The organism is Sinomonas mesophila, assembly GCF_001999765.1.
Lineage (GTDB): Bacteria > Actinomycetota > Actinomycetes > Actinomycetales > Micrococcaceae > Sinomonas > Sinomonas mesophila.
This window is the reverse complement of the sequence record NZ_KV908326.1, coordinates 63,477-82,736: the sequence shown is the minus strand read 5'-3', so window position 1 is coordinate 82,736 and position 19,260 is coordinate 63,477. Positions and strand designations below refer to the sequence as shown.

Annotated in this window: 18 protein-coding genes; 12 read left to right on the top strand and 6 right to left on the bottom strand. The window is 71.2% G+C overall.

Going from position 1 to position 19,260, the window contains the following annotated elements:
• From BV907_RS06805 to BV907_RS06790, 4 genes are all read left to right on the top strand, one after another.
• A complete protein-coding gene (locus BV907_RS06805) occupies positions 1–1,383 on the top strand; it encodes an NAD-dependent malic enzyme (RefSeq protein ID WP_077488977.1) in 1,383 nt (460 codons plus the stop codon).
• A gap of 69 nt (positions 1,384–1,452) precedes the next feature.
• Positions 1,453–3,051 carry a malate synthase A gene (gene aceB / locus BV907_RS06800; protein ID WP_077488976.1) on the top strand — a complete coding sequence of 533 codons (1,599 nt, stop codon included), beginning with the start codon at positions 1,453–1,455 and terminating at the stop codon, positions 3,049–3,051.
• Positions 3,051–4,412: a DUF6986 family protein gene (locus BV907_RS06795; RefSeq protein WP_077488975.1), complete on the top strand. Its 1,362-nt coding sequence runs from the start codon at positions 3,051–3,053 to the stop codon at positions 4,410–4,412. Before aceB ends, BV907_RS06795 begins: the two co-directional genes overlap by 1 nt.
• Before the next feature lie 11 nt (positions 4,413–4,423).
• On the top strand, positions 4,424–5,233 hold the full coding sequence (locus BV907_RS06790) for a bifunctional allantoicase/(S)-ureidoglycine aminohydrolase (protein WP_077488974.1): 810 nt from the start codon (positions 4,424–4,426) through the stop codon (positions 5,231–5,233).
• Positions 5,234–5,372: 139 nt separating this feature from the next.
• Here BV907_RS06790 and BV907_RS06785 read toward each other — a convergent pair whose 3' ends face one another.
• The 5 genes from BV907_RS06785 to BV907_RS06765 all read right to left on the bottom strand — a co-directional run bounded on the left by BV907_RS06785 (position 5,373) and on the right by BV907_RS06765 (position 10,800).
• Entirely contained in the window at positions 5,373–5,681 is a 309-nt protein-coding gene (locus BV907_RS06785; RefSeq protein WP_077488973.1) for an MmcQ/YjbR family DNA-binding protein, read from the bottom strand.
• A gap of 26 nt (positions 5,682–5,707) precedes the next feature.
• Positions 5,708–6,286 (bottom strand): dihydrofolate reductase family protein, encoded by a 579-nt coding sequence (locus BV907_RS06780; RefSeq protein ID WP_077488972.1) that lies wholly within the window; start codon positions 6,284–6,286, stop codon positions 5,708–5,710.
• Between the two features lie 32 nt (positions 6,287–6,318).
• On the bottom strand, positions 6,319–7,227 hold the full coding sequence (locus tag BV907_RS06775; protein ID WP_077488971.1) for a GGDEF domain-containing response regulator: 909 nt from the start codon (positions 7,225–7,227) through the stop codon (positions 6,319–6,321).
• Complete coding sequence (locus BV907_RS06770; RefSeq protein ID WP_245827831.1) at positions 7,224–10,238, bottom strand: hybrid sensor histidine kinase/response regulator; 3,015 nt, start codon at positions 10,236–10,238, stop codon at positions 7,224–7,226. Before BV907_RS06770 ends, BV907_RS06775 begins: the two co-directional genes overlap by 4 nt.
• 247 nt (positions 10,239–10,485) lie before the next feature.
• Complete coding sequence (locus BV907_RS06765; protein WP_077488970.1) at positions 10,486–10,800, bottom strand: hypothetical protein; 315 nt, start codon at positions 10,798–10,800, stop codon at positions 10,486–10,488.
• Between the two features lie 250 nt (positions 10,801–11,050).
• Between BV907_RS06765 and BV907_RS06760 the strand changes: the two genes are divergently transcribed.
• From BV907_RS06760 to bcp, 6 genes are read left to right on the top strand one after another with little or no spacing between them, the layout of a single operon-like run.
• On the top strand, positions 11,051–11,845 hold the full coding sequence (locus tag BV907_RS06760; RefSeq protein ID WP_077488969.1) for a hydroxypyruvate isomerase family protein: 795 nt from the start codon (positions 11,051–11,053) through the stop codon (positions 11,843–11,845).
• Positions 11,846–11,848: 3 nt separating this feature from the next.
• Complete coding sequence (locus BV907_RS06755; RefSeq protein WP_281250851.1) at positions 11,849–12,790, top strand: 2-hydroxy-3-oxopropionate reductase; 942 nt, start codon at positions 11,849–11,851, stop codon at positions 12,788–12,790.
• Positions 12,791–12,834: 44 nt separating this feature from the next.
• On the top strand, positions 12,835–14,625 hold the full coding sequence (gene gcl / locus BV907_RS06750) for a glyoxylate carboligase (protein ID WP_077488967.1): 1,791 nt from the start codon (positions 12,835–12,837) through the stop codon (positions 14,623–14,625).
• A gap of 22 nt (positions 14,626–14,647) precedes the next feature.
• Entirely contained in the window at positions 14,648–15,799 is a 1,152-nt protein-coding gene (locus tag BV907_RS06745; protein WP_077488966.1) for a glycerate kinase, read from the top strand.
• Positions 15,796–17,151, top strand: coding sequence for an allantoinase AllB (gene allB / locus BV907_RS06740; RefSeq protein WP_077488965.1), 1,356 nt, complete (start codon positions 15,796–15,798; stop codon positions 17,149–17,151). Before BV907_RS06745 ends, allB begins: the two co-directional genes overlap by 4 nt.
• A gap of 14 nt (positions 17,152–17,165) precedes the next feature.
• The gene (gene bcp, locus BV907_RS06735; RefSeq protein WP_245827830.1) at positions 17,166–17,639 is read left to right on the top strand and encodes a thioredoxin-dependent thiol peroxidase; all 474 of its coding nucleotides are present in this window, start codon (positions 17,166–17,168) and stop codon (positions 17,637–17,639) included.
• Positions 17,640–18,044: 405 nt separating this feature from the next.
• Here the strand turns inward: bcp and BV907_RS06730 are convergent, their stop codons facing one another.
• A complete protein-coding gene (locus tag BV907_RS06730) occupies positions 18,045–18,218 on the bottom strand; it encodes a hypothetical protein (RefSeq protein ID WP_175637393.1) in 174 nt (57 codons plus the stop codon).
• A gap of 186 nt (positions 18,219–18,404) precedes the next feature.
• Here BV907_RS06730 and uraD point away from each other — a divergent pair, with 186 nt between their 5' ends.
• Entirely contained in the window at positions 18,405–18,917 is a 513-nt protein-coding gene (gene uraD, locus BV907_RS06725) for a 2-oxo-4-hydroxy-4-carboxy-5-ureidoimidazoline decarboxylase (RefSeq protein ID WP_077488962.1), read from the top strand.
• Complete coding sequence (gene uraH / locus BV907_RS06720) at positions 18,914–19,255, top strand: hydroxyisourate hydrolase (RefSeq protein ID WP_077488961.1); 342 nt, start codon at positions 18,914–18,916, stop codon at positions 19,253–19,255. The genes uraD and uraH overlap by 4 nt, the downstream gene beginning before the upstream one ends.
• Positions 19,256–19,260 lie beyond the last annotated feature (5 nt).

Here is a 19,260-nt window from a genome sequence, read left to right as displayed (position 1 = left end):
ATGGCGAGTCCCAGCCCCGGCAACTCCATCACTCTCCGCGTCGGCGCACCGAGCCGCATCAGCATCACGAGCGAGCTCGCCGCCGCGGTCGCCGCGGCCGGCGCCCCCGTGACCGCCTTGGACATCAGCGAGTCGCACCACGACGAGCTCGTCGTGGACATCACGTGCAACACGACCTCCGAGCAGCACGCCGGCGACGTCGCCGCGGCCCTCGAGGCGCTCGAGGGCGTGAACGTGCGCAAGGTCTCCGACCGCACGTTCCTCATGCACCTCGGCGGCAAGCTCGAGGTCGTCCCCAAGGTGGCCCTGCGCAACCGCGACGACCTCTCGCGCGCCTACACCCCCGGTGTCGCCCGCGTGTGCCTCGCCATCGCGGAGAACCCCGAGGACGCCCGCCGCCTGACGGTCAAGCGCAACACGGTCGCCGTCGTCACCGACGGCTCCGCCGTGCTCGGCCTCGGCAACATCGGCCCCGCGGCCGCGCTGCCCGTCATGGAGGGCAAGGCCGCCCTCTTCAAGCAGTTCGCGAACGTCGATGCGTGGCCCGTGTGCCTCGACACGCAGGACACCGAGGAGATCATCAAGATCGTCAAGGCCCTCGCCCCCGTCTACGGCGGAGTGAACCTCGAGGACATCGCGGCCCCGCGCTGCTTCGAGATCGAGAACCGCCTCCGCGAGGAGCTCGACATCCCGGTCTTCCACGACGACCAGCACGGCACCGCGATCGTGACCCTCGCGGCCCTCGTCAATGCGCTCAAGATCGTCGAGAAGAAGATCGAGGACGTCCGCATCGTCGTCTCGGGCGTCGGCGCGGCCGGCAACGCGATCATCCAGCTCCTCCTCGCCCAGGGCGCGAAGAACATCATCGCGTGCGACCGCAAGGGCGCGATCCACAAGGGCCTCGAGCTCACCGACGCGCACCGCATCTGGATCGCCGAGAACACGAACCCCGAGTCGTTCTCGGGCACGCTCCACGAGGCGCTCAAGGGCTCGGACGTCTTCATCGGCGTCTCCGCCCCGAACCTGTTCGGCCCCGAGCAGGTCGCCACGATGGCCGAGAACGCGATCGTCTTCGCGATGGCCAACCCCGACCCGGAGACGGACCCGATCGCCGCCGCCGAGCACGCCGCCGTCGTCGCGACGGGCCGCAGCGACTTCCCGAACCAGATCAACAACGTCCTCGCGTTCCCGGGCGTCTTCCGCGGCCTCCTCGACGCTGGCGTGGCCGAGATCACCCCTGCGATGCTGGTGGCGGCTGCCCGTGCCATCGCCGCCCGGGTGAGCGACGACGAGCTCAACCCGAGCTTCATCATCCCGAGCGTCTTCGATCCCCACGTTGCCCAGGACGTGGCCGCAGCCATCGTCGCGGCGGCCAACGCCTAAGTCACCCCCAAGGCCCACTGATCGTCCGGAACGGGAAACCGGCCTCCGGGAGAAGAGAAGGAGGATGGCATGGCCATCACCGTGACCGACGCCGCGCCGGTGGCGCGCGCGGAGGAGATCCTCACCGACGACGCCCTCGCCTTCGTCGAGGAGCTGCACCGGCGCTTCGCCGGCGAGCGCAACGCCCGGCTCGCGGCCCGCAAGGAGCGCCGCGCCGAGGCCGCCCGCACGGGGAGGCTCGACTTCCTCCCGGAGACCGCGGACGTCCGCGCCGGGGACTGGAAGGTCGCGCCCGCGCCGGAGGCCCTCGCGGACCGCCGCGTCGAGATGACCGGGCCGGCGAGCCCGGCCAAGATGGCCATCAACGCGCTCAACTCGGGCGCCAAGATCTGGCTCGCCGACATGGAGGACGCCGCGAGCCCGCACTGGGCCAACGTGGTGGACGCCGTGCTCAACCTCCGCGACGGGGCGCTCGGCACGCTCTCCTACACCTCGCCCGAGGGCAAAGAGTACCGCCTGCGCACCGACGCGCCGCTCGCCGTCGTCGTCACCCGCCCGCGCGGCTGGCACATGGAGGAGCGCCACGTCCTGATCGACGGCGAGCCGGCCGTCGGCGGGCTCGTGGACTTCGGCCTGCACTTCTTCCACACCGCCAAGATCCTCATCGACTCGGGCCGGGGCCCGTACTACTACCTGCCGAAGATGGAGAGCCACCTCGAGGCCCGGCTCTGGAACGACGTCTTCGTGTTCGCCCAGGACTACCTCGGCATCCCGCAGGGCACGATCCGCGCGACAGTGCTCATCGAGACCATCCCGGCCGCGTTCGAGATGGACGAGATCCTCTACGAGCTCCGCGACCACGCCTCGGGCCTCAACGCGGGCCGCTGGGACTACCTCTTCAGCATCATCAAGTACTTCCGCGACGCGGGCGAGCAGTTCACCCTGCCCGACCGCGCGTCGGTGGCCATGACGGCGCCGTTCATGCGGGCCTACACCGAGCTGCTCGTGAAGACCTGCCACGCCCGCGGCGCGTTTGCGATGGGCGGCATGGCCGCGTTCATCCCGAACCGCAAGGAGCCGGAGATCACGGCCGCGGCCATCGAGAAGGTCCGCGCCGACAAGACGCGCGAGGCCAACGACGGCTTCGACGGCTCGTGGGTCGCGCACCCGGACCTCGTGCCAACGTGCCGCGAGGTCTTCGACTCGGTGCTCGGCGACCGCCCGAACCAGGTGGACCGCCAGCGCCCCGAGGTGCACGTGACCGCCGAGCAGCTCCTCGACGTCTCCTCCGCCTCGGGCGAGGCAACCGAGGCGGGCCTGCGGCTCAACCTCTACGTCGCCGTCGCGTACACGGCCGTGTGGCTCTCGGGCAACGGCGCCGTCGCGATCCACAACCTCATGGAGGATGCCGCGACCGCCGAGATCTCCCGCTCCCAGGTCTGGCAGCAGATCCACAACGAGGTCGTCCTGACGGACACGGGCAACACCGTGACCCGCGAGCTGGTCGGGATGATCCTCGAGGAGGAGACCGACCGCCTGCGCGGCGAGGTCGACGCCGAGGCGTTCGCGGCGTACTACGAGCCGGCCAGCCGCCTCATCGCGGACATCTGCCTCTCCGAGGACTACACCGACTTCCTCACGACCCCCGCCTACGAGCTGGTGGGCTGATGAGCGGTTCCCTCCCCGCACCGGTCTTCGGCGACGGCGACTACGAGCGGATCGACTCCCGTCTGCGGGACACCGACCGCCTGCTCGCCGACGGCTACCCGGGCGACGCCGGCACCCGCCAGCCCGTCCACACCGTGTACGTCCCGGCGGACCGCTTCACCCCGTCCCTCGCGAAGGAGTGGGGCGAGGCCGCCCTCGCCGCGGCCGACGAGGCCGGCGGGATCGAGCGGCTCGCCCGGCTCGTGGGCCTCTCCCCCGAGCTCGCGGCGGAGGTGGCCCCGCGCGTCGAGACCAAGCTGCGCGCCGAGCCGATCGAGGACCTGCGGATCGACTTCGAGGACGGCTACCTCGCGCCGGGCCGCGCGGCCAAGGCCGGCGGCGACCCGGACGCGACGGAGGACGCCGAGGCCGTGCGGGCGGCGGAGCAGCTCGCCGCCGCGGTCGCGGCCGGCACCGCTCCCCCGTTCGCCGGGATCCGGTTCAAATGCTTCGAGGAGGCCACCCGCCGCCGCGGCCTCCGAACGCTCGAGCTCTTCGTCTCCCGGCTGCTCGAGGCCGGCGGCGAGGCGGGCCTGGCCGGGCTTCCGGAGGGCCTGATCCTGACCCTTCCCAAGGTGAGCACGGTCGAGCAGGTCGAGGCGATGGTCTACGCCGTCGAGCGCCTCGAGTCCTCGCTCGGCCTGCGCCCCGGCCGGCTCGGCTTCGAGGTCCAGGTCGAGACGCCGCAGCTCATCATCGGGGCGGACGGGAGCCACCCCGTGGCCCAGCTGCCGCACAAGGCGGACGGTCGCATCACGGCCCTGCACTACGGCACGTACGACTATTCGGCGTCGCTCCAGATCGCCGCGGCGCACCAGTCCATGGAGCACCCGGCCGCGGACTTCGCCAAGGAGGTCATGCAGCTGGCCGTGGCCGGGACGGGCATCCGCCTGTCGGACGGCTCGACCAACATCCTCCCGGTCGGGGACGCTGCCCAGCGCGAGGAGGCGTGGGCCCTGCACGCGCGGCTCGTGCGCCGCTCCCTCGAGCGCGGCTTCTACCAGGGCTGGGACCTGCACGCGCACCAGCTGCCCACGCGGTACATCGCGACCTACGCGTTCTATCGCGAGGGCCTCTCCAAGGCCACGGAGCGCCTGCGGAACTACGTCCAGCAGACCGTCGGCGCCGTCCTCGACGAGCCGGCCACGGCCCGCGCGCTCGCGGCGTTCGTGCTCCGCGGCGTCCAGTGCGGCGCCGCCTCCGCGGAGGAGGTCCGCGCCCTCACCGGCCTGGACGAGGCCGAGCTCACCCGCCTCGCGCACCCGCGTCTGGCCCCGATCAACAACACCGCCGCGCTTGCGGCGAACACCTACACGTCCTAAGGAGGGCACTGATGGGCTACTTCTACCCCGAGGGCGGGCTGCCGCCGCAGACTCAGATCCTGACCGATCGCGCGATCGTCAAGGAGGCATACACGGTCATCCCCAAGGGCGTGCTGCGGGACATCGTCACGTCCAACCTCCCCGGCTGGGAGAACACCCGCTCGTGGATCATCGCCCGCCCCATCGCGGGCTTCGCGACCACGTTCAGCCAGCTCATCGTCGAGGTGCGCCCCGGCGGCGGCTCCACGAAGCCCGAGCCGGAGGCCGGCGTCGAGGGCGTCGTGTTCCTGACCAAGGGCGAGCTCACGCTCACGCTCGAGGGTGAGACGCATCGCCTCGAGGAGGGCGGCTACGCGTACCTCGCGGCCGGCGCGGACTGGTCGGTGGCCAACGATTCCCAGGACATCGCCTCGTTCCAGTGGATCCGCAAGGCGTACGAGCGGCTCGAGGGCTACGAGGCCAAGAGCTTCGTGACCTCGGACAAGGACGTCGAGCCGACCCCCATGCCGAACGTGAACGGCGCCTGGGCCACGACCCGCTTCGTGGACCCCAACGATCTCGCGCACGACATGCACGTGAACATCGTGACGTTCCAGCCCGGCGGCGTGATCCCGTTCGCCGAGACGCACGTCATGGAGCACGGGCTCTTCGTGCTCGAGGGTAAGGCCGTCTACCGCCTCAACGACGACTGGGTCGAGGTCGAGGCGGGCGACTTCATGTGGCTGCGCGCCTTCTGCCCGCAGGCCTGCTACGCGGGCGGCCCCGGGCCCTTCCGGTACCTCCTCTACAAGGATGTCAACCGCCAGATCCGCCTCACCTGAGAGGCGCCCACCAGCACGACGGCGCTGGGCGGCCTGGCACTGAGCCGCCCGGCGCCGTCGTACCCACCTGCCTGTCGAAACCCGCCCTCCCACCCGAGGTCGCGCAACGCCGGGGGCGGGGGACTTTAACCCCGAGCCCTCAGCGCTCCGGCCCGCCCGCAATCCGGTACGACTCCCCGACCATCTCCGCGAGCTCGTCGCGGGCGATCCGCTCGAGCCGGACGAGCACGAGGAGCGGCGAGCGCTCGTGGTGCGGCGTCCACCAGAACGTCTCGGGGTCGGTGCCGGCAAGCGCCTCGCGCTCCTCGGTCTTGAGCGTCACGACCCCCGGCTCCCAGATCCGCGCGAACAGCGTCCTGCCGAACCAGGCGGGCTGGCCCCAGCTCGGCCCCTCCGTGACTCCGGGCAGCGCGAGGCACAGCTCGCGGACGTCCTCCTCGGTCGCCATTCCCCGGTCCCGCAACGCCAGCCGACTCAGCCCGCCGGCCGCACGTCATAGACCAGCTCGACGAGCCCGTCGTCGTACGTCCGGGCCGAGCCCAGCCGCAGGAGCGCCCCGTCCCCGGCCGGCGGGAAGACGCCGATCCCTTCCCCGAGTGCGACCGGCAGCACCACGAGGCGCACCTCATCGACCTCCCCGGCCCTCAGGAGCGACTTCCCGAGGCGCAGGCTCCCCCAGAGCACGATGTCGCGCTCCGCCTCGGCCTTGATCCGCCGGATGGCCTCGACGGCGTCGCCGCGCTCGAGGACCGCGGGCTCGTCCTCGCCCCAGGGTGCGGCCTCAAGGGTCGAGGAGAACACGTGCCGGTCCAAGGCGTTGAGGGCAGGCGCGAGGACGTCCTGCTCCGCCGTGGCCCCAGGCCAGTACTCGGCGAACATCAGGTACGTGTTGCGGCCAATCACCATCGCCTCGAGCCCCTCGACCCACGCGAGCTGGTTGGCCGCGAATTCGTCCATCCTGGTCTCGAGCTTCTCGTAGAAGGTAAAGTTCCCGCCCGTGTCGGCGGCGAAGCCGTCCACGGTCACGAAGTCCTGGATGATGAGCCGTCCCATGCGCTCCACCGTCCCACCGCACCGGCGGGCCTTCAAGAGCTCAGGACCACGCGGTTCCGGCCCCCGGCCTTCGCGGCGTACAGGGCCTTGTCCGCCGCCGCGAGCATCGTATCGAGGTCGGGGCGGTGGCCGTCGGTGAAGGCCGCGACGCCCGCGCTCACAGTGACGACGCCGGCCGGGCCGCCGGAGTGCTCGATTGCAAGGTCCTCGACCGCGGTGCGGGCGCGCTGGGCCGCGGCCTCGGCCCCCACCCACGTCTGGTTCGGCAGGACGAGGAGGAACTCCTCCCCGCCGAAGCGGTACACGCCGTCGGCCCTGCGGCTGCTGCCGGCGAGGGCGGCCGCGACCTCCTGCAGCACGCGGTCGCCGGCCGGGTGCCCGTAGGTGTCGTTGTAGCCCTTGAAGTTGTCGACGTCGCACATCGCCAGGGCGTAGGTCTGGCCGTAGCGTTCGGCGCGTTCGTGCAGCGCTTCGAGGTCCTCGGTGAGCTTGAGCCGGTTCGGCAGGCCCGTGAGGGGGTCGGTCCGGGCCTGCTCGGAGAGGACCGCGCGGTAGCGGGCGAGCTGGGCGTGCAGGCTCGTGACGCGCTGGGCGACGAGGAGGCGCGAGTGCAGGACGAAGGGGTCGAGGGGCTTGGCCACGTAGTCGTCGGCGCCGGCCCGGAGGCCGGCGAGCACGTCTTCCTCGGCGTCGAGCGAGGTCAGCACGATGACGTAGGTGTAGGCGTCCCGGCCGTGGGCGCGGATGGCGCGGCACAGCTCGAGACCGTCCATGCCGGGCATCATGAGGTCTGTCACGACCGCCTGGGGCGCGTGCCGCTGGAACATCTCCCACGCCGAGTCCCCGTCGGAGGCCACGAGGCATTCGTGGCCGGGGCGCTCGACGGCGGCCCGGGCCACGAGCAGCGAGCCGGGGTCGTCGTCGGCGACGAGCACCTTCACGGTCCTGCCTCCTGGTCCCCGTGGTCCTTGTCCCGCACCGCGTCTTCCAACGCCGCGTCGACGGCCGCAAGCTCGGCGTCGAGCCTGTCGAGCAGGGCGCCGTCCGGGGCTCCCCCCGACCGGCCGATTCCCTCGAGTTCGGCGCACAGGGCCGCGGCCTGTGTCGCGCCGATGTTGGCGGCGGAGCCCTTGAGCCGGTGCGCGGCGCGCTGAAGGCGCTCGCCCCCGCCGTCGTCCGCCGCTGCCCGCAGCTCCTGCAGTCCCGCCTCGGCCTCGCGGCGGAACGCCTCGGCGGCGGCGGGGAGCAGGCCGCGCCCATCGTCGGGGCCGAGGCTGCGGAGCACTGCGATCCGGTCCGGATCGAGGACCGCCGCGACGGCCGCCCCCGTCAGGGCCAGCGCCGGCACGGCGGCCTCATGAGGCTCGTGGGCCTCATGAGGTTCGTGGTTGTGCCGCGCCGCCCGGTCCGTCCAGACGGCGAGCACGTGCTCGAGGTTGTCGAAGTCGACGGGCTTGGGGAGGAAGTCGTCCATCCCGACGGCGAGGCACCGTTCCCGGTCCTCGGCCATCGCGCCGGCCGTCATGGCGATGATGGGCAGGGACGCGTGCCGCCCGCCGCGCTCCCGGATGGCCCGGGTGGCCGCGAAGCCGTCCATGACGGGCATATGGCAATCCATGAGCACGACCGAATATGCGGTCCGCTCGGTGGCTTCGAGGGCCTGCACGCCGTCGGCGACGACGTCGACGTCGTAGCCGAGCTTGGTCGCCATGTCCCGTGCCACGAGCTGATTGACCTCGTTGTCCTCGACGACGAGCACGCGGCCCCTGCGCCGCACGCCGGGATCGGACCGGGGGCTCGTCCTGGCTGGCTGCGGGGCGGCCGCGGCGGCCGGGGGCGAGACGACGTGCATGAGGCTGTCGTAGAGCTGGGAGCCGCGGATCGGCTTGAGGAGCCACTCGCGCACCCCCGCGTGGCCGAGCTCGGCCCTGTCCACCTCGCTGTCGGAGCTCAGGAGGATGAGGCGCGTCCCCTCGAGCAGGCTGTCGGTGCTCATCTCCCTCGCGAGCTCGAGCCCGTTCATGCCTGGCATGCACAGGTCCAAGAGCCCGAGGTCGAAGGGTCGGCCGGCCTCGGCCGCAGCGTGCGCTAGCTCGAGGGCCTGCGGGGCATCCGGGACGGACTCGACGGCCAGTCCCCATGACCCGAGGTACGTCTCGAGGAGCATGCGGTTCGTGGCGTTGTCGTCCACGACGAGGGCCCTGAGCCCGACCAGAAGGTCTGGGCGTGGAGGAGCGGCCTCCTCCGCGGCCTCGGCGACGGGCAGAGGGAGGGAGAACCAGAACTCGCTGCCCTGCCCAGACTCACTGCTGACGCCGATCTCGCCTCCCATCGCCTCCGCGAGCTTGCGCGAGATGGCCAGGCCGAGACCAGTCCCGCCGTAGCGGCGGGTCGTCGAGGCGTCGCCCTGGGCGAAGGAGTCGAAGATCCTGGCCTGGTCCGACCGCGGGATGCCGATCCCAGTGTCCCGGACCTCGAACCGCACCTGCGCCGACTCCCCGTAGTGCCGGGGCACCGTGATGCGCAGGACCACCTCACCGCGGGGGGTGAACTTGACGGCGTTCGAGGCCAGGTTGAGAAGGATCTGCCGGATGCGGCCTGCGTCGCCCACGAGCCGCGCGGGCACGTCGGGGTGGCAGTAGGCGATGAGCTCGAGCCGCTTGGCTTGCGCGCTCTCCGCGACGAGGGCGGCCACCCCCTCGACCAGGGCGCGCGGATCGAAGGGCGCGAGATCGAGCACTACCTTGCCCGCCTCGAGCTTCGAGAAGTCGAGGATGTCGTTGATCAGGGAGAGCAGGGACTCCCCTGCCCGGCCCACGCCCTCGGCGTACCTGCGCTGGCGCTCGTCGAGGGGCGTGTCGAGCAGGAGGGCGGTGAGCCCGACGACGCCGTTCATGGGCGTGCGGATCTCGTGGCTCATCGTGGCCAGGAACTCGGACTTGAGCCGCGTGGACTCAAGCGCCTCCTCCCGCGTGGCGAGCAGCTCGACGGTGCGCTCCTCCACCTTGTCCTCGAGCCCCCTGGTCAGGGTCACGTTCTCAAGCACGATGAGCAGCTGGCGGCCCACGACGAGGACGAGCAGCAGGGCCCCGATGATCAGCAGGACTGGGTCCCCGGCGGTCGCGCCGCTGCCCGCCAGGACGATGGCGCCGGCGACGGGCGCGTACGGGAGCATCTCGAGGGCCAGCCGGAAGGCGCGGCTGTCGCGGGTCCACGAGATCGTCTCGGGGACCACGGCGGCGAAGGCGATGAGAAGGTAGGCCAGGACCCATCCGGCGGCGAGGGGCGAGCCGTTGATGCCGGTGACCCCTTCAAGGGTCAGCTTGACGTAGATGCTGTCCGTGATCGCAAGGACGAAGAGGCCGCCAGAAAGGCAGAACCACGGAAGCCGCTCTCCTGGGGCCGACCGCATCGTGAGCACGAGGACGAGCGAGACCATCACGGCGTCGGCGATCGGGAAGCCGAGCCCGGTGAGATACGTGAGGGTGTCAGCGCTCTGGTCCCGGTAGACGCTGCCCAGCACGGTGGTCCAGCTGACGAAGAGCACCGAGACGGCGATGACGGCTGCGTCGAGCATCGACCGCGCGAAGGCCACCGGGGACGCGGAGGGCCGGCGGAAGGAGAGCAGGGCCGCGGCCGCGGGAATCGAGTAGCCGATGAAGCCGATGTCGGCGAGCGACGGAAAGGGGTACTGGTGGTCGAGCGTCTGGCCGTAGTACATCCACAGGGAGAGCGCCGAGGATGAGATGAGCATGGTCACTGACATGAGGATCCACGCACGCCGGTTCTCGGCGCGCCGCCGTCGGGCGGCGTAGATGCACGCCGCGAGGGCGGCCAGGACGGCGACGAGCTCCGCCGAGTCGCCGATGTCCATCGAGAGGTCGCTCCCAGGATCCGTCGTCAGGCCGACGGCGACCGCGGCGGGGAACGCGATGACGACTGCGAGGAGCACCCACAGCAGGCGGGTCGAGGGAGCGGTCCGGGGCTGACGCGGCCGCAGCCGCGGTCCGGGAACGTCGCTCGCCGAGCGTGTATCTGAAACCACGTCATTCCCCCCAACAGTGCCGCCACCGGGCCGGCCTCCCCGCTGTCCCGTCCGGGCTCCACTCTGTCACGACAGTTTCAAGGGCGCCCCCAGAAAGTGACAAGGCATCCGCAAGATCCGCCAAGGCACGACAGCCCGGCGGGCTCGCGCCGGCTCAGCCGCCTCGGCCTGAGCCCTCGATCGCCTCCTCGACCGAGACGTCGACGTCGGCATCGGCGACCTCCCCCGCGCCGGGTGCGCCGCCGCCGTCGTCCGCCACGACGGGCTCCCACGCGAGGTGGACGGTCGCGCCGTCGTCCTCGGCCTCGATCCGCATCGTGAGGTCCTCGCCGAGCAGGTGCTCGTGGCCCACGTAGTTCCTGTCCTCCCGCGCCGCGTCGAGCAGCCGGTTCAGGGCAACCGCCATGGCCCGCCCCCAGTCGTGCGGGTCCCGGCTGGATGCATGCTCCATCGCTGTGTACCTCGCCATGTCCCCATCCTGCCCCGTTCCGGGGCGATCAACCAGTCTTGGCGGGCCCGGGCCGGAGCCGGGCGGTGCGGCGAGCGAACGAGCGTCCCGAGCCGTTCGACGCCGTCGACCTCGCCGGGCAGGGCCCGGCCATTCCCGGCTTCTGGTATCCCGCGTGGGTTGACCCCTTCGGACCACTCCCCTACACTTTCATCAAGAGAAAGTTTTCTTCCACGATTTGGAATCAGGAAATCGACGAGAGGGACCGACGATGACGTACACGGTGAACTGTTCCATCCTCCTCACCGAGCTGCCCCTGCTCGAGCGCCCGGCCGCTGCCAAGGCCGCGGGCTTCGACGCCGTCGAGTTCTGGTGGCCGTTCGCCGAGGCCGTCCCCGCGGACAAGGACGTGGACGCGTTCGTCGTCGCCATCCAGGCGGCGGGCGTGCAGCTGAGCGGCCTGAACTTCTTCGCCGGGGACATGCCGGGCGGCGACCGCGGGCTCGTGTCCTGGACCGGCCGCGAGGCGGAGTTCGCCGACAACATCGACGTCGTCGTGGGCATCGCCGAGCGAACCGGCACGAAGGCCTTCAACGCGCTCTACGGCAACCGGCTCGAGGGCTCCACGCCCGAGGCGCAGGACGAGCTCGGCCTGAGGAACCTGGTCGCGGCCGCTCGGGGCGTGGCGAAGGTCGGCGGCACGGTGCTCCTCGAGCCCGTCTCCGGCACCGCTGCCTATCCGCTCAAGACCGCGGCCGACGCGATCGACGTCATCGGCCGGGTGCGCGAGGCCGGGGCCGAGAACATCCGGCTGCTCGCCGACTTCTATCACCTCGCCGTCAACGGCGACGACGTCGCGGCCGTCATCGAGGAGCACGCCAAGGACTTCGGACACATCCAGATCGCCGACAACCCGGGCCGCGGCGCCCCCGGCTCCGGCCAGCTCCCCCTCGGCGAGTGGATCTCCCGTTCCCGGGAGCTCGGCTACTCCGGCTACATCGGCCTCGAGTACAAGGCCCCGCAGGCCGAGGCGTTCGCCTGGGCCATCCGCCCGGTCGCCGGCTGAGCCCTGGACACCAGCAGCCCCTTTCCACAGACTTCGCAGGAGAACACCATGAGCAACGTTGCAGTCATCGGTCTCGGCATCATGGGCCTTCCCATGGCCATCAACCTCGTCAAGGCCGGCCACACGGTCACGGGCTACAACCGCAGCGAGGACAAGATCACCAAGCTCGTCGCCGAGGGCGGCAAGGGCGCCGCGAGCATCGCCGAGGCCGTCAAGGACGCCGAGGTCGTCATCACGATGGTCCCGGACTCGCCGGACGTCGAGAGCGTCGTGACCGGCGAGGCGGGCGTCTTCGCCCACGCCCCCCAGGGCGCCCTGTGGATCGACGCCTCCTCGATCCGTCCCGACGTCGCTGCGCGCCTCGCCGCCCAGGCCCGCGAGGCCGGCCTCCGCCCCCTCGATGCCCCCGTCTCCGGCGGCGAGCAGGGCGCGATCGACGGCGTCCTGTCCATCATGGTCGGCGGCGAGAAGGCCGACTTCGACGCCGCCCTGCCGGTCCTGGAGGCCGTCGGCAGGACCATCGTCCATGTCGGCCCCTCCGGCTCCGGCCAGACGGTCAAGGCCGCGAACCAGCTCATCGTTGCCGTCAACATCCAGGCCCTGTCCGAGGCCATCGTGTTCCTCGAGGCCTACGGCGTCGACACGGACGCCGCGCTCAAGGTCCTCGGCGGCGGCCTCGCCGGCTCGAAGGTCCTGGACCAGAAGGGCCAGAAGATGCTGGACCGCAACTTCGATCCCGGCTTCCGGCTGGCCCTGCACAACAAGGACCTCGGCATCGTGACCTCCGCCGCCCGCGAGGCCGGCGTCGTCGTCCCGCTCGGCTCCGCCGTCGCCCAGCTCGTCGCCGCCCTCGTCGCCCGCGGCGACGGCGGCCTCGACCACTCGGGCCTCTTCAAGCTCACCGCCGAGCTTTCCGGCAAAGACCGGCTGTCCGGCAAGAACTAGGGCCTAGCGCCCCACCCACCCCACACTTAAAAGGAGCACCGGCAATGGCAAAGATGCGCACTGTCGACGCGATCGTGGCGATCCTCGAGAAGGAGGGCGCCACCGAGGCCTTCGGCCTGCCCGGCGCCGCGATCAACCCCCTCTACTCGGCCATGAGGGCCCACGGCGGTATCCGCCACACGCTCGCCCGCCACGTGGAGGGCGCCTCGCACATGGCGGACGGCTACTCCCGCGCGAAGGCCGGCAACATCGGCGTGTGCCTCGGCACCTCGGGCCCGGCGGGCACGGACATGATCACGGGCCTCTACGCGGCCCAGGCGGACTCCATCCCCATGCTGTGCTTCACGGGCCAGGCGCCCGTCGCGAAGCTGCACAAGGAGGACTTCCAGGCCGTGGACATCGAGTCCATCGCCAAGCCGCTGACCAAGATGGCCATGACCATCCTCGAGCCGGGCCAGGTCCCGGGCGCCGTGCAGAAGGCCTTCCAGCTCATGCGCTCCGGCCGCCCCGGCCCCGTGCTCCTGGACCTGCCGTTCGACGTGCAGATGGCCCAGATCGAGTTCGACATCGACGCCTACGAGCCGCTCCCGGTCGAGAAGCCCCGCGCCACGCGCAGGCAGGCCGAGAAGGCCCTCGACATGCTCACCGCCGCGGAGCGCCCGCTCATCGTGGCCGGCGGCGGCATCATCAACGCCGACGCCGCGGACCAGCTCGTGGAGCTGGCCGAGACGCTCAACGTGCCCGTGGTCCCCACCCTCATGGGCTGGGGCGCGATCCCGGACGACCACCGCCTCATGGCCGGCATGGTCGGCCTGCAGACCTCGCACAAGTACGGCAACGCGACGTTCCTCGAGTCCGACTTCGTGATCGGCATCGGCAACCGCTGGGCCAACCGCCACACGGGCTCGGTCGACAAGTACACCGAGGGCCGCACCTTCGTGCACGTGGACATCGAGCCAACCCAGATCGGCCGCGTATTCTCCCCCGACTTCGGCATCGTCTCGGACGCGGGCGCGTTCCTGGACGCGATCCTCGAGGTCGCCCGCGAGCGCCGGGCCGCCGGCTCGCTGCCGGACTACACGGCCTGGGCCGAGTCCGCCCAGGACAAGCGCGGCCGGCTCCAGCGCAAGACGCACTACGACAACGTGCCCATGAAGCCGTTCCGCGTCTACGAGGAGATGAACAAGGCCTTCGGCCCGGAGACGACCTACGTCACGACGATCGGCCTGTCGCAGATCGCCGGCGCGCAGCTCCTGCACGTCTTCGGCCCGCGCAAATGGATCAACGCCGGCCAGGCCGGCCCGCTCGGCTGGACGGGCCCGGCGGCCCTCGGCGTCGTGCGCGGCAAGCCCGGCGAGACGGTCGTGGCGCTCTCGGGGGACTACGACTTCCAGTTCATGATCGAAGAGCTGGCCGTCGGCGCGCAGTTCCAGCTGCCGTACATCCACGTCGTCGTGAACAACTCGTACCTGGGCCTCATCCGCCAGTCGCAGCGCGGCTTCGAGATGGACTACCACGTCTCGCTCGCGTTCGAGAACATCAACTCGGAGCCGGGTACCGGCACCGCCGCCGGCTACGGCGTGGACCACGTCAAGGTGGCCGAGGGCCTGGGCTGCAAGGCGATCCGCGTCGAGCACCCGGACGACCTGGGCCCGGCCTTCGAGAAGGCCCGCGCCCTCATGGCGGAGTACAAGGTGCCGGTCGTGGTCGAGGCGATCCTCGAGCGCGTCACGAACATCTCGATGGGCACCGAGCTGGACAACGTGACCGAGTTCGAGGAGCTCGCGGCGCGCCGCGAGGACGCCCCGACCGCGATCGTCGCCCTGCTCGACTAGTCGGCCGAAGGACGCGGAACCGATGAAGATCGTCCTCGCCCCGGACAAGTTCAAGGGCTCCCTCACGGCCGCCGAGGTCGCCGAGGCGCTCGCGGACGGCATCCGCGCGGTCCTCCCCGAGGCCGAGCTCGTCCTGGTCCCCGTGGCCGACGGCGGCGAGGGCACCGTGAGCGCGGCGCTCGGCGCGGGGTTCTCCCCGCGCCGGGCCGCCGTCGCCGGCCCCACCGGCCGGACGCTCACCGCCGAGTTCGCCGTCAGGGGCACCCGGGCCGTGATCGAGATGGCCGCCGCCTCGGGCCTCGACGTCCTCCCCGGCGGCGTCCCCGACGCGAAGGGCGCCACGAGCCTCGGCACGGGCCAGCTCATCCGCGCCGCGCTCGACGCCGGCTGCCGCGACATCGTCCTCGGCGTCGGCGGGAGCGCGTGCACGGACGGCGGCGCGGGCATGCTCGCGGGTCTCGGCGCGCGCTTCACGGACGACGCCGGCACGGAGCTCCCGCTCGGCGGCGCGGCCCTCGCGCGGATCGCCGAGGCGGACCTGTCCGACCTCGACGAGCGGCTCGACTCGGCCACCCTGACGCTGGCGGCCGACGTCGACAACCCTCTCCTGGGCGAGCGCGGCGCCGCCGCGGTGTTCGGCCCGCAGAAGGGGGCGACGCCGTCTGATGTCGCCGAGCTCGACGCGGCCCTCTCCCGCTTCGCCGAGGTGCTGGGCGCGGCGATGGGCGCCGCCGCGGTCCGGGCGAAGGACGCCCCCGGGGCCGGCGCGGCCGGCGGCGTCGGCTACGCGGCCCTCGCGCTCGGCGCCGCGCGGCGGCGCGGGATCGACGTCGTCGTCGAGTTCACCGGCCTGCGCGAGGCGATCGACGGTGCGGCGCTCGTCGTCACGGGCGAGGGGAGCCTCGACGCGCAGTCGCTCTCCGGGAAGGCGCCCGTGGGCGTCGCCGCCGAGGCCGCAGCGCTCGGCGTCCCCGTCGTGGCCGTGTGCGGCCGCAGCCAGCTGGACCCCGCGGCCCGCGCCGCGGTGGGCTTCCGCTCGGTGCACGCCCTGACCGACATCGAGCCCGATGTCGCGACGTGCATCCGCGAGGCCCGCACCCTCCTGCGCCGGATCGGAACGGATCTGGCCGGAACTATCGTTGACAGTGAGACAAGGAAGGAGCCGGCGACATGAGCACTGGCGAGGCTTCACGCGAATTCGACCTGGTGATCCGCGGACAGCGGGTCCTGACCACGGCGGGCATCGCGCCCCGCGAGGTGGGCATCACGGACGGGCGCATCGTCGCGCTCGAGCCGCTGGGCAACGGCCTGGCCGGCCGCGAGGTCATCGAGCTGGCCGAGGACGAGACCCTCCTCCCCGGCCTCGTCGACTCGCACGTGCACGTGAACGAGCCGGGCCGCACCGAGTGGGAGGGCTTCGCGTCCGCCACGAAGGCCGCGGCGGCCGGCGGCGTCACGACCATCATCGACATGCCGCTCAACAGCATCCCGCCGACCGTCAACGTCGACGCGCTCGAGCAGAAGCGGGCGGCGGCCCGGACGCAGTCCTTCGTCGACGTCGGCTTCTGGGGCGGCGCGATCCCCGGGAACACGGGCGACCTGCGCCCGCTGCACGACGAGGGCGTGTTCGGCTTCAAGTGCTTCCTCCTGCACTCGGGCGTGGACGAGTTCCCGCACCTCGACGTCGAGGAGCTCGAGAAGGACCTCACCGAGATCGCCTCGTTCGACGGGCTCATGATCGTCCACGCCGAGGACTCGCGGGCGATCGACCGCGCGCCGAACCCCGAGGGCGATGTCTACGAGAGCTTCCTGCACTCCCGCCCGCGCGGCGCGGAGAACGTCGCGATCGCCGAGGTCATCGAGCGGGCGCGCTGGACGGGCGCCCGGGCGCACATCCTGCACCTCTCGTCGTCGGACGCCCTGCCGATGATCGCCTCGGCGAGGCGCGACGGCGTCAGGCTCACCGTCGAGACGTGCCCGCACTACCTCACGCTGCTCGCCGAGGAGATCCCCAACGGCGCCACCGCGTTCAAGTGCTGCCCGCCCATCCGCGAGGCGTCCAACCGCGAGCTGCTGTGGAAGGGGCTCGAGGACGGCATCATCGACTGCATCGTCTCAGACCACTCCCCCAGCACCGTGGACCTCAAGGACCTCGAGAACGGCGACTTCGGCGTGGCCTGGGGCGGCGTCGCGTCGCTCCAGCTGGGCCTGTCGATCATCTGGACCGAGGCCCGCCGCCGCGGGATCAGCCTCGAGCGGGTCGTCGAGTGGATGGGCCGCAAGCCGGCCGAGCTCGCCCGCCTGCAGCGCAAGGGCACCCTCGCGCCCGGGTATGACGCCGACTTCGCCGTCTTCGCCGCGGATGAGACTTTCATCGTCGATGCTGACAGACTGCACCACAAGAACCACATCACGCCGTACCAGGGCAAGGCGCTCTCCGGCGTGGTTCGCCGCACGTTCGTGCGCGGCACCGAGGTGGACTTCGAGGAGCCCCAGGGCCAGCTGATCCGCCGCGGGACCGCCTGATCCCAGGAGGAACCTTGACCGTCACGACGAAGCTCACCGCGGGCCAGCAGGCCCCCGGCTTCACCCTCCCAGACGCCGCCGGCCGCGAGGTGTCCCTCGAGGACTACCGGGGCCGCCGCGTGGTCGTGTACTTCTACCCGAAGGCCTCGACCCCTGGGTGCACGACCGAGGCGTGCGACTTCCGCGACAGCCTCGACGCGCTCAACGCGGCCAGCGTGAGCGTCGTGGGCATCTCCCCCGACGGCGCCGAGGCGATCGCCGCGTTCGCCGACGAGTTCGCGCTCACCTTCCCGCTCCTCGCGGACGAGGGCGCAGCCGTCGCCAAGGAGTGGGGCGCGTGGGGCGAGAAGATCGTGGGCGGCGAGGTCGTCGAGGGCATCCTGCGCTCGACCGCGATCGTCTCCCCGGAGGGCGAGATCGAGTCGATCGAGTACGGCGTCCAGGCCCAGGGCCACGTCGCCGCACTCCGCACGCGGCTGGGCCTCTGACCCTGACCTGAAACCCCGCGTGGGCCCCGGACAAGAGTCCGGGGCCCACCCTGCGTCTGAGAACGCCGAGATGGGGGCTTGGGACGCCGAGATGGGAGGATAGACCGCCGAAATGGGGGCTCGGGGCGCCGAAATGGGGGTCGTCTCACCCAACATCGAGTTCCCTGGCCGCGGCATCGCCTGACAGCCACCGCTCCACTTTCACGTCTGAATCGGTGGTTACTGCTGCCTTGAGCCGCTTCTGCTGAGTGAATTCCCTCAGCAGAAGCGGTCCCGGGCAGCACATGCTGGAGGCTCACCAGACGTAGGGCTGGCGGACGACGGCGAGTGGTGCCGCGCGCGGACGACCGCACCCGCCGTCGCGCTTCACCACGACTCAACGGCACGATGCCCCACCTCGGCGTCTCACGCCCCCACCTCGGCGACCGACACCCCCACCTCGGCGACCCACACCCCCACCTCGGCGTCCCACTCCCCCACCTCGGCGTCCCACTCCCCCACCTCGGCGTCCCACTCCCCCACCTCGGCGTCCCACACCCCCACCTCGGCGTCCCACACCCCCACCTCTGCGTTCCACACCCCACCTCTCGGCGAATATCGTGTATCCCAGAACGCGCGCACGTGTTGACACTCACACCCGACGTGGGCCAGAATACTTGCACATGCTGAAATAACAGTTCCACGATGCGAAACCAATAGAAACCGACGTTCCGCATAGCCGTCACCGTGGATGCCAGCATTTGAGTATTGAGGAATAGTCAAGCCATGTCGCTTGAACAGTTCAACAATGCCCCGGCCGAGGACGCCAAGAAGTTCCTCCGCCCCTGTCTGGACGTCGACCGCTGGGTCGACGAGATCGCCCAAGCGCGCCCCTTCGCCTCGCTCGAGGACGTCCTCAAGCATGCCCGGACCGCCGCAGAGCCCTTCTCCCACCAGGAGATCGAGGGCGCCCTCGCGCACCATCCGCGCATCGGCGAACGCGCCGCCGGCACGACGACCGAGGCGGGCATGTCCCGCAGCGAGCAGGCCGGCGTCGACCAGCAGGACCAGGAGACCATCACGGCACTGGCCGAGGGCAACCGCGACTATGAGACGAAGTTCGGACATGTCTTCCTGATCCGGGCCGCCGGCCGCAGCGCGGGCGAGATGCTCGCCGCGCTCCGCGAGCGCCTCGCGCACACGCCCGAGCAGGAGGAGCCGATCGTCGCCGAGCAGCTGCGCGAGATCGCGGTTCTGCGCTTGGAGCAGAGCCTCCTGGAGAGGAGCCTGAGCGCATGAGCGTCTCCCATGTGACCACCCACATTCTGGATACCGCGGCCGGGAAGCCCGCCGCAGGTGTCGCCGTCGAACTCTACGCCCGCGACGGCGAGGCATGGTCCCAGATTGGCACGGGCACCACCGATGCTGACGGGCGGGTGAAAGACCTCGGCCCCGAGCGGCTGGCGAGCGGCGTGTACCGCCTCCAGTTCGACACGGCGGCCTACTTCGCCGGCATCGGGACGGACACCTTCTTCCCGGAGGTATCGCTGACCTTCACGGTCGACGAGGGCGAGGAGCACTACCACGTGCCCCTCCTGCTCAGTCCATTCGCCTATTCCACGTACCGAGGGAGCTAGTTTCA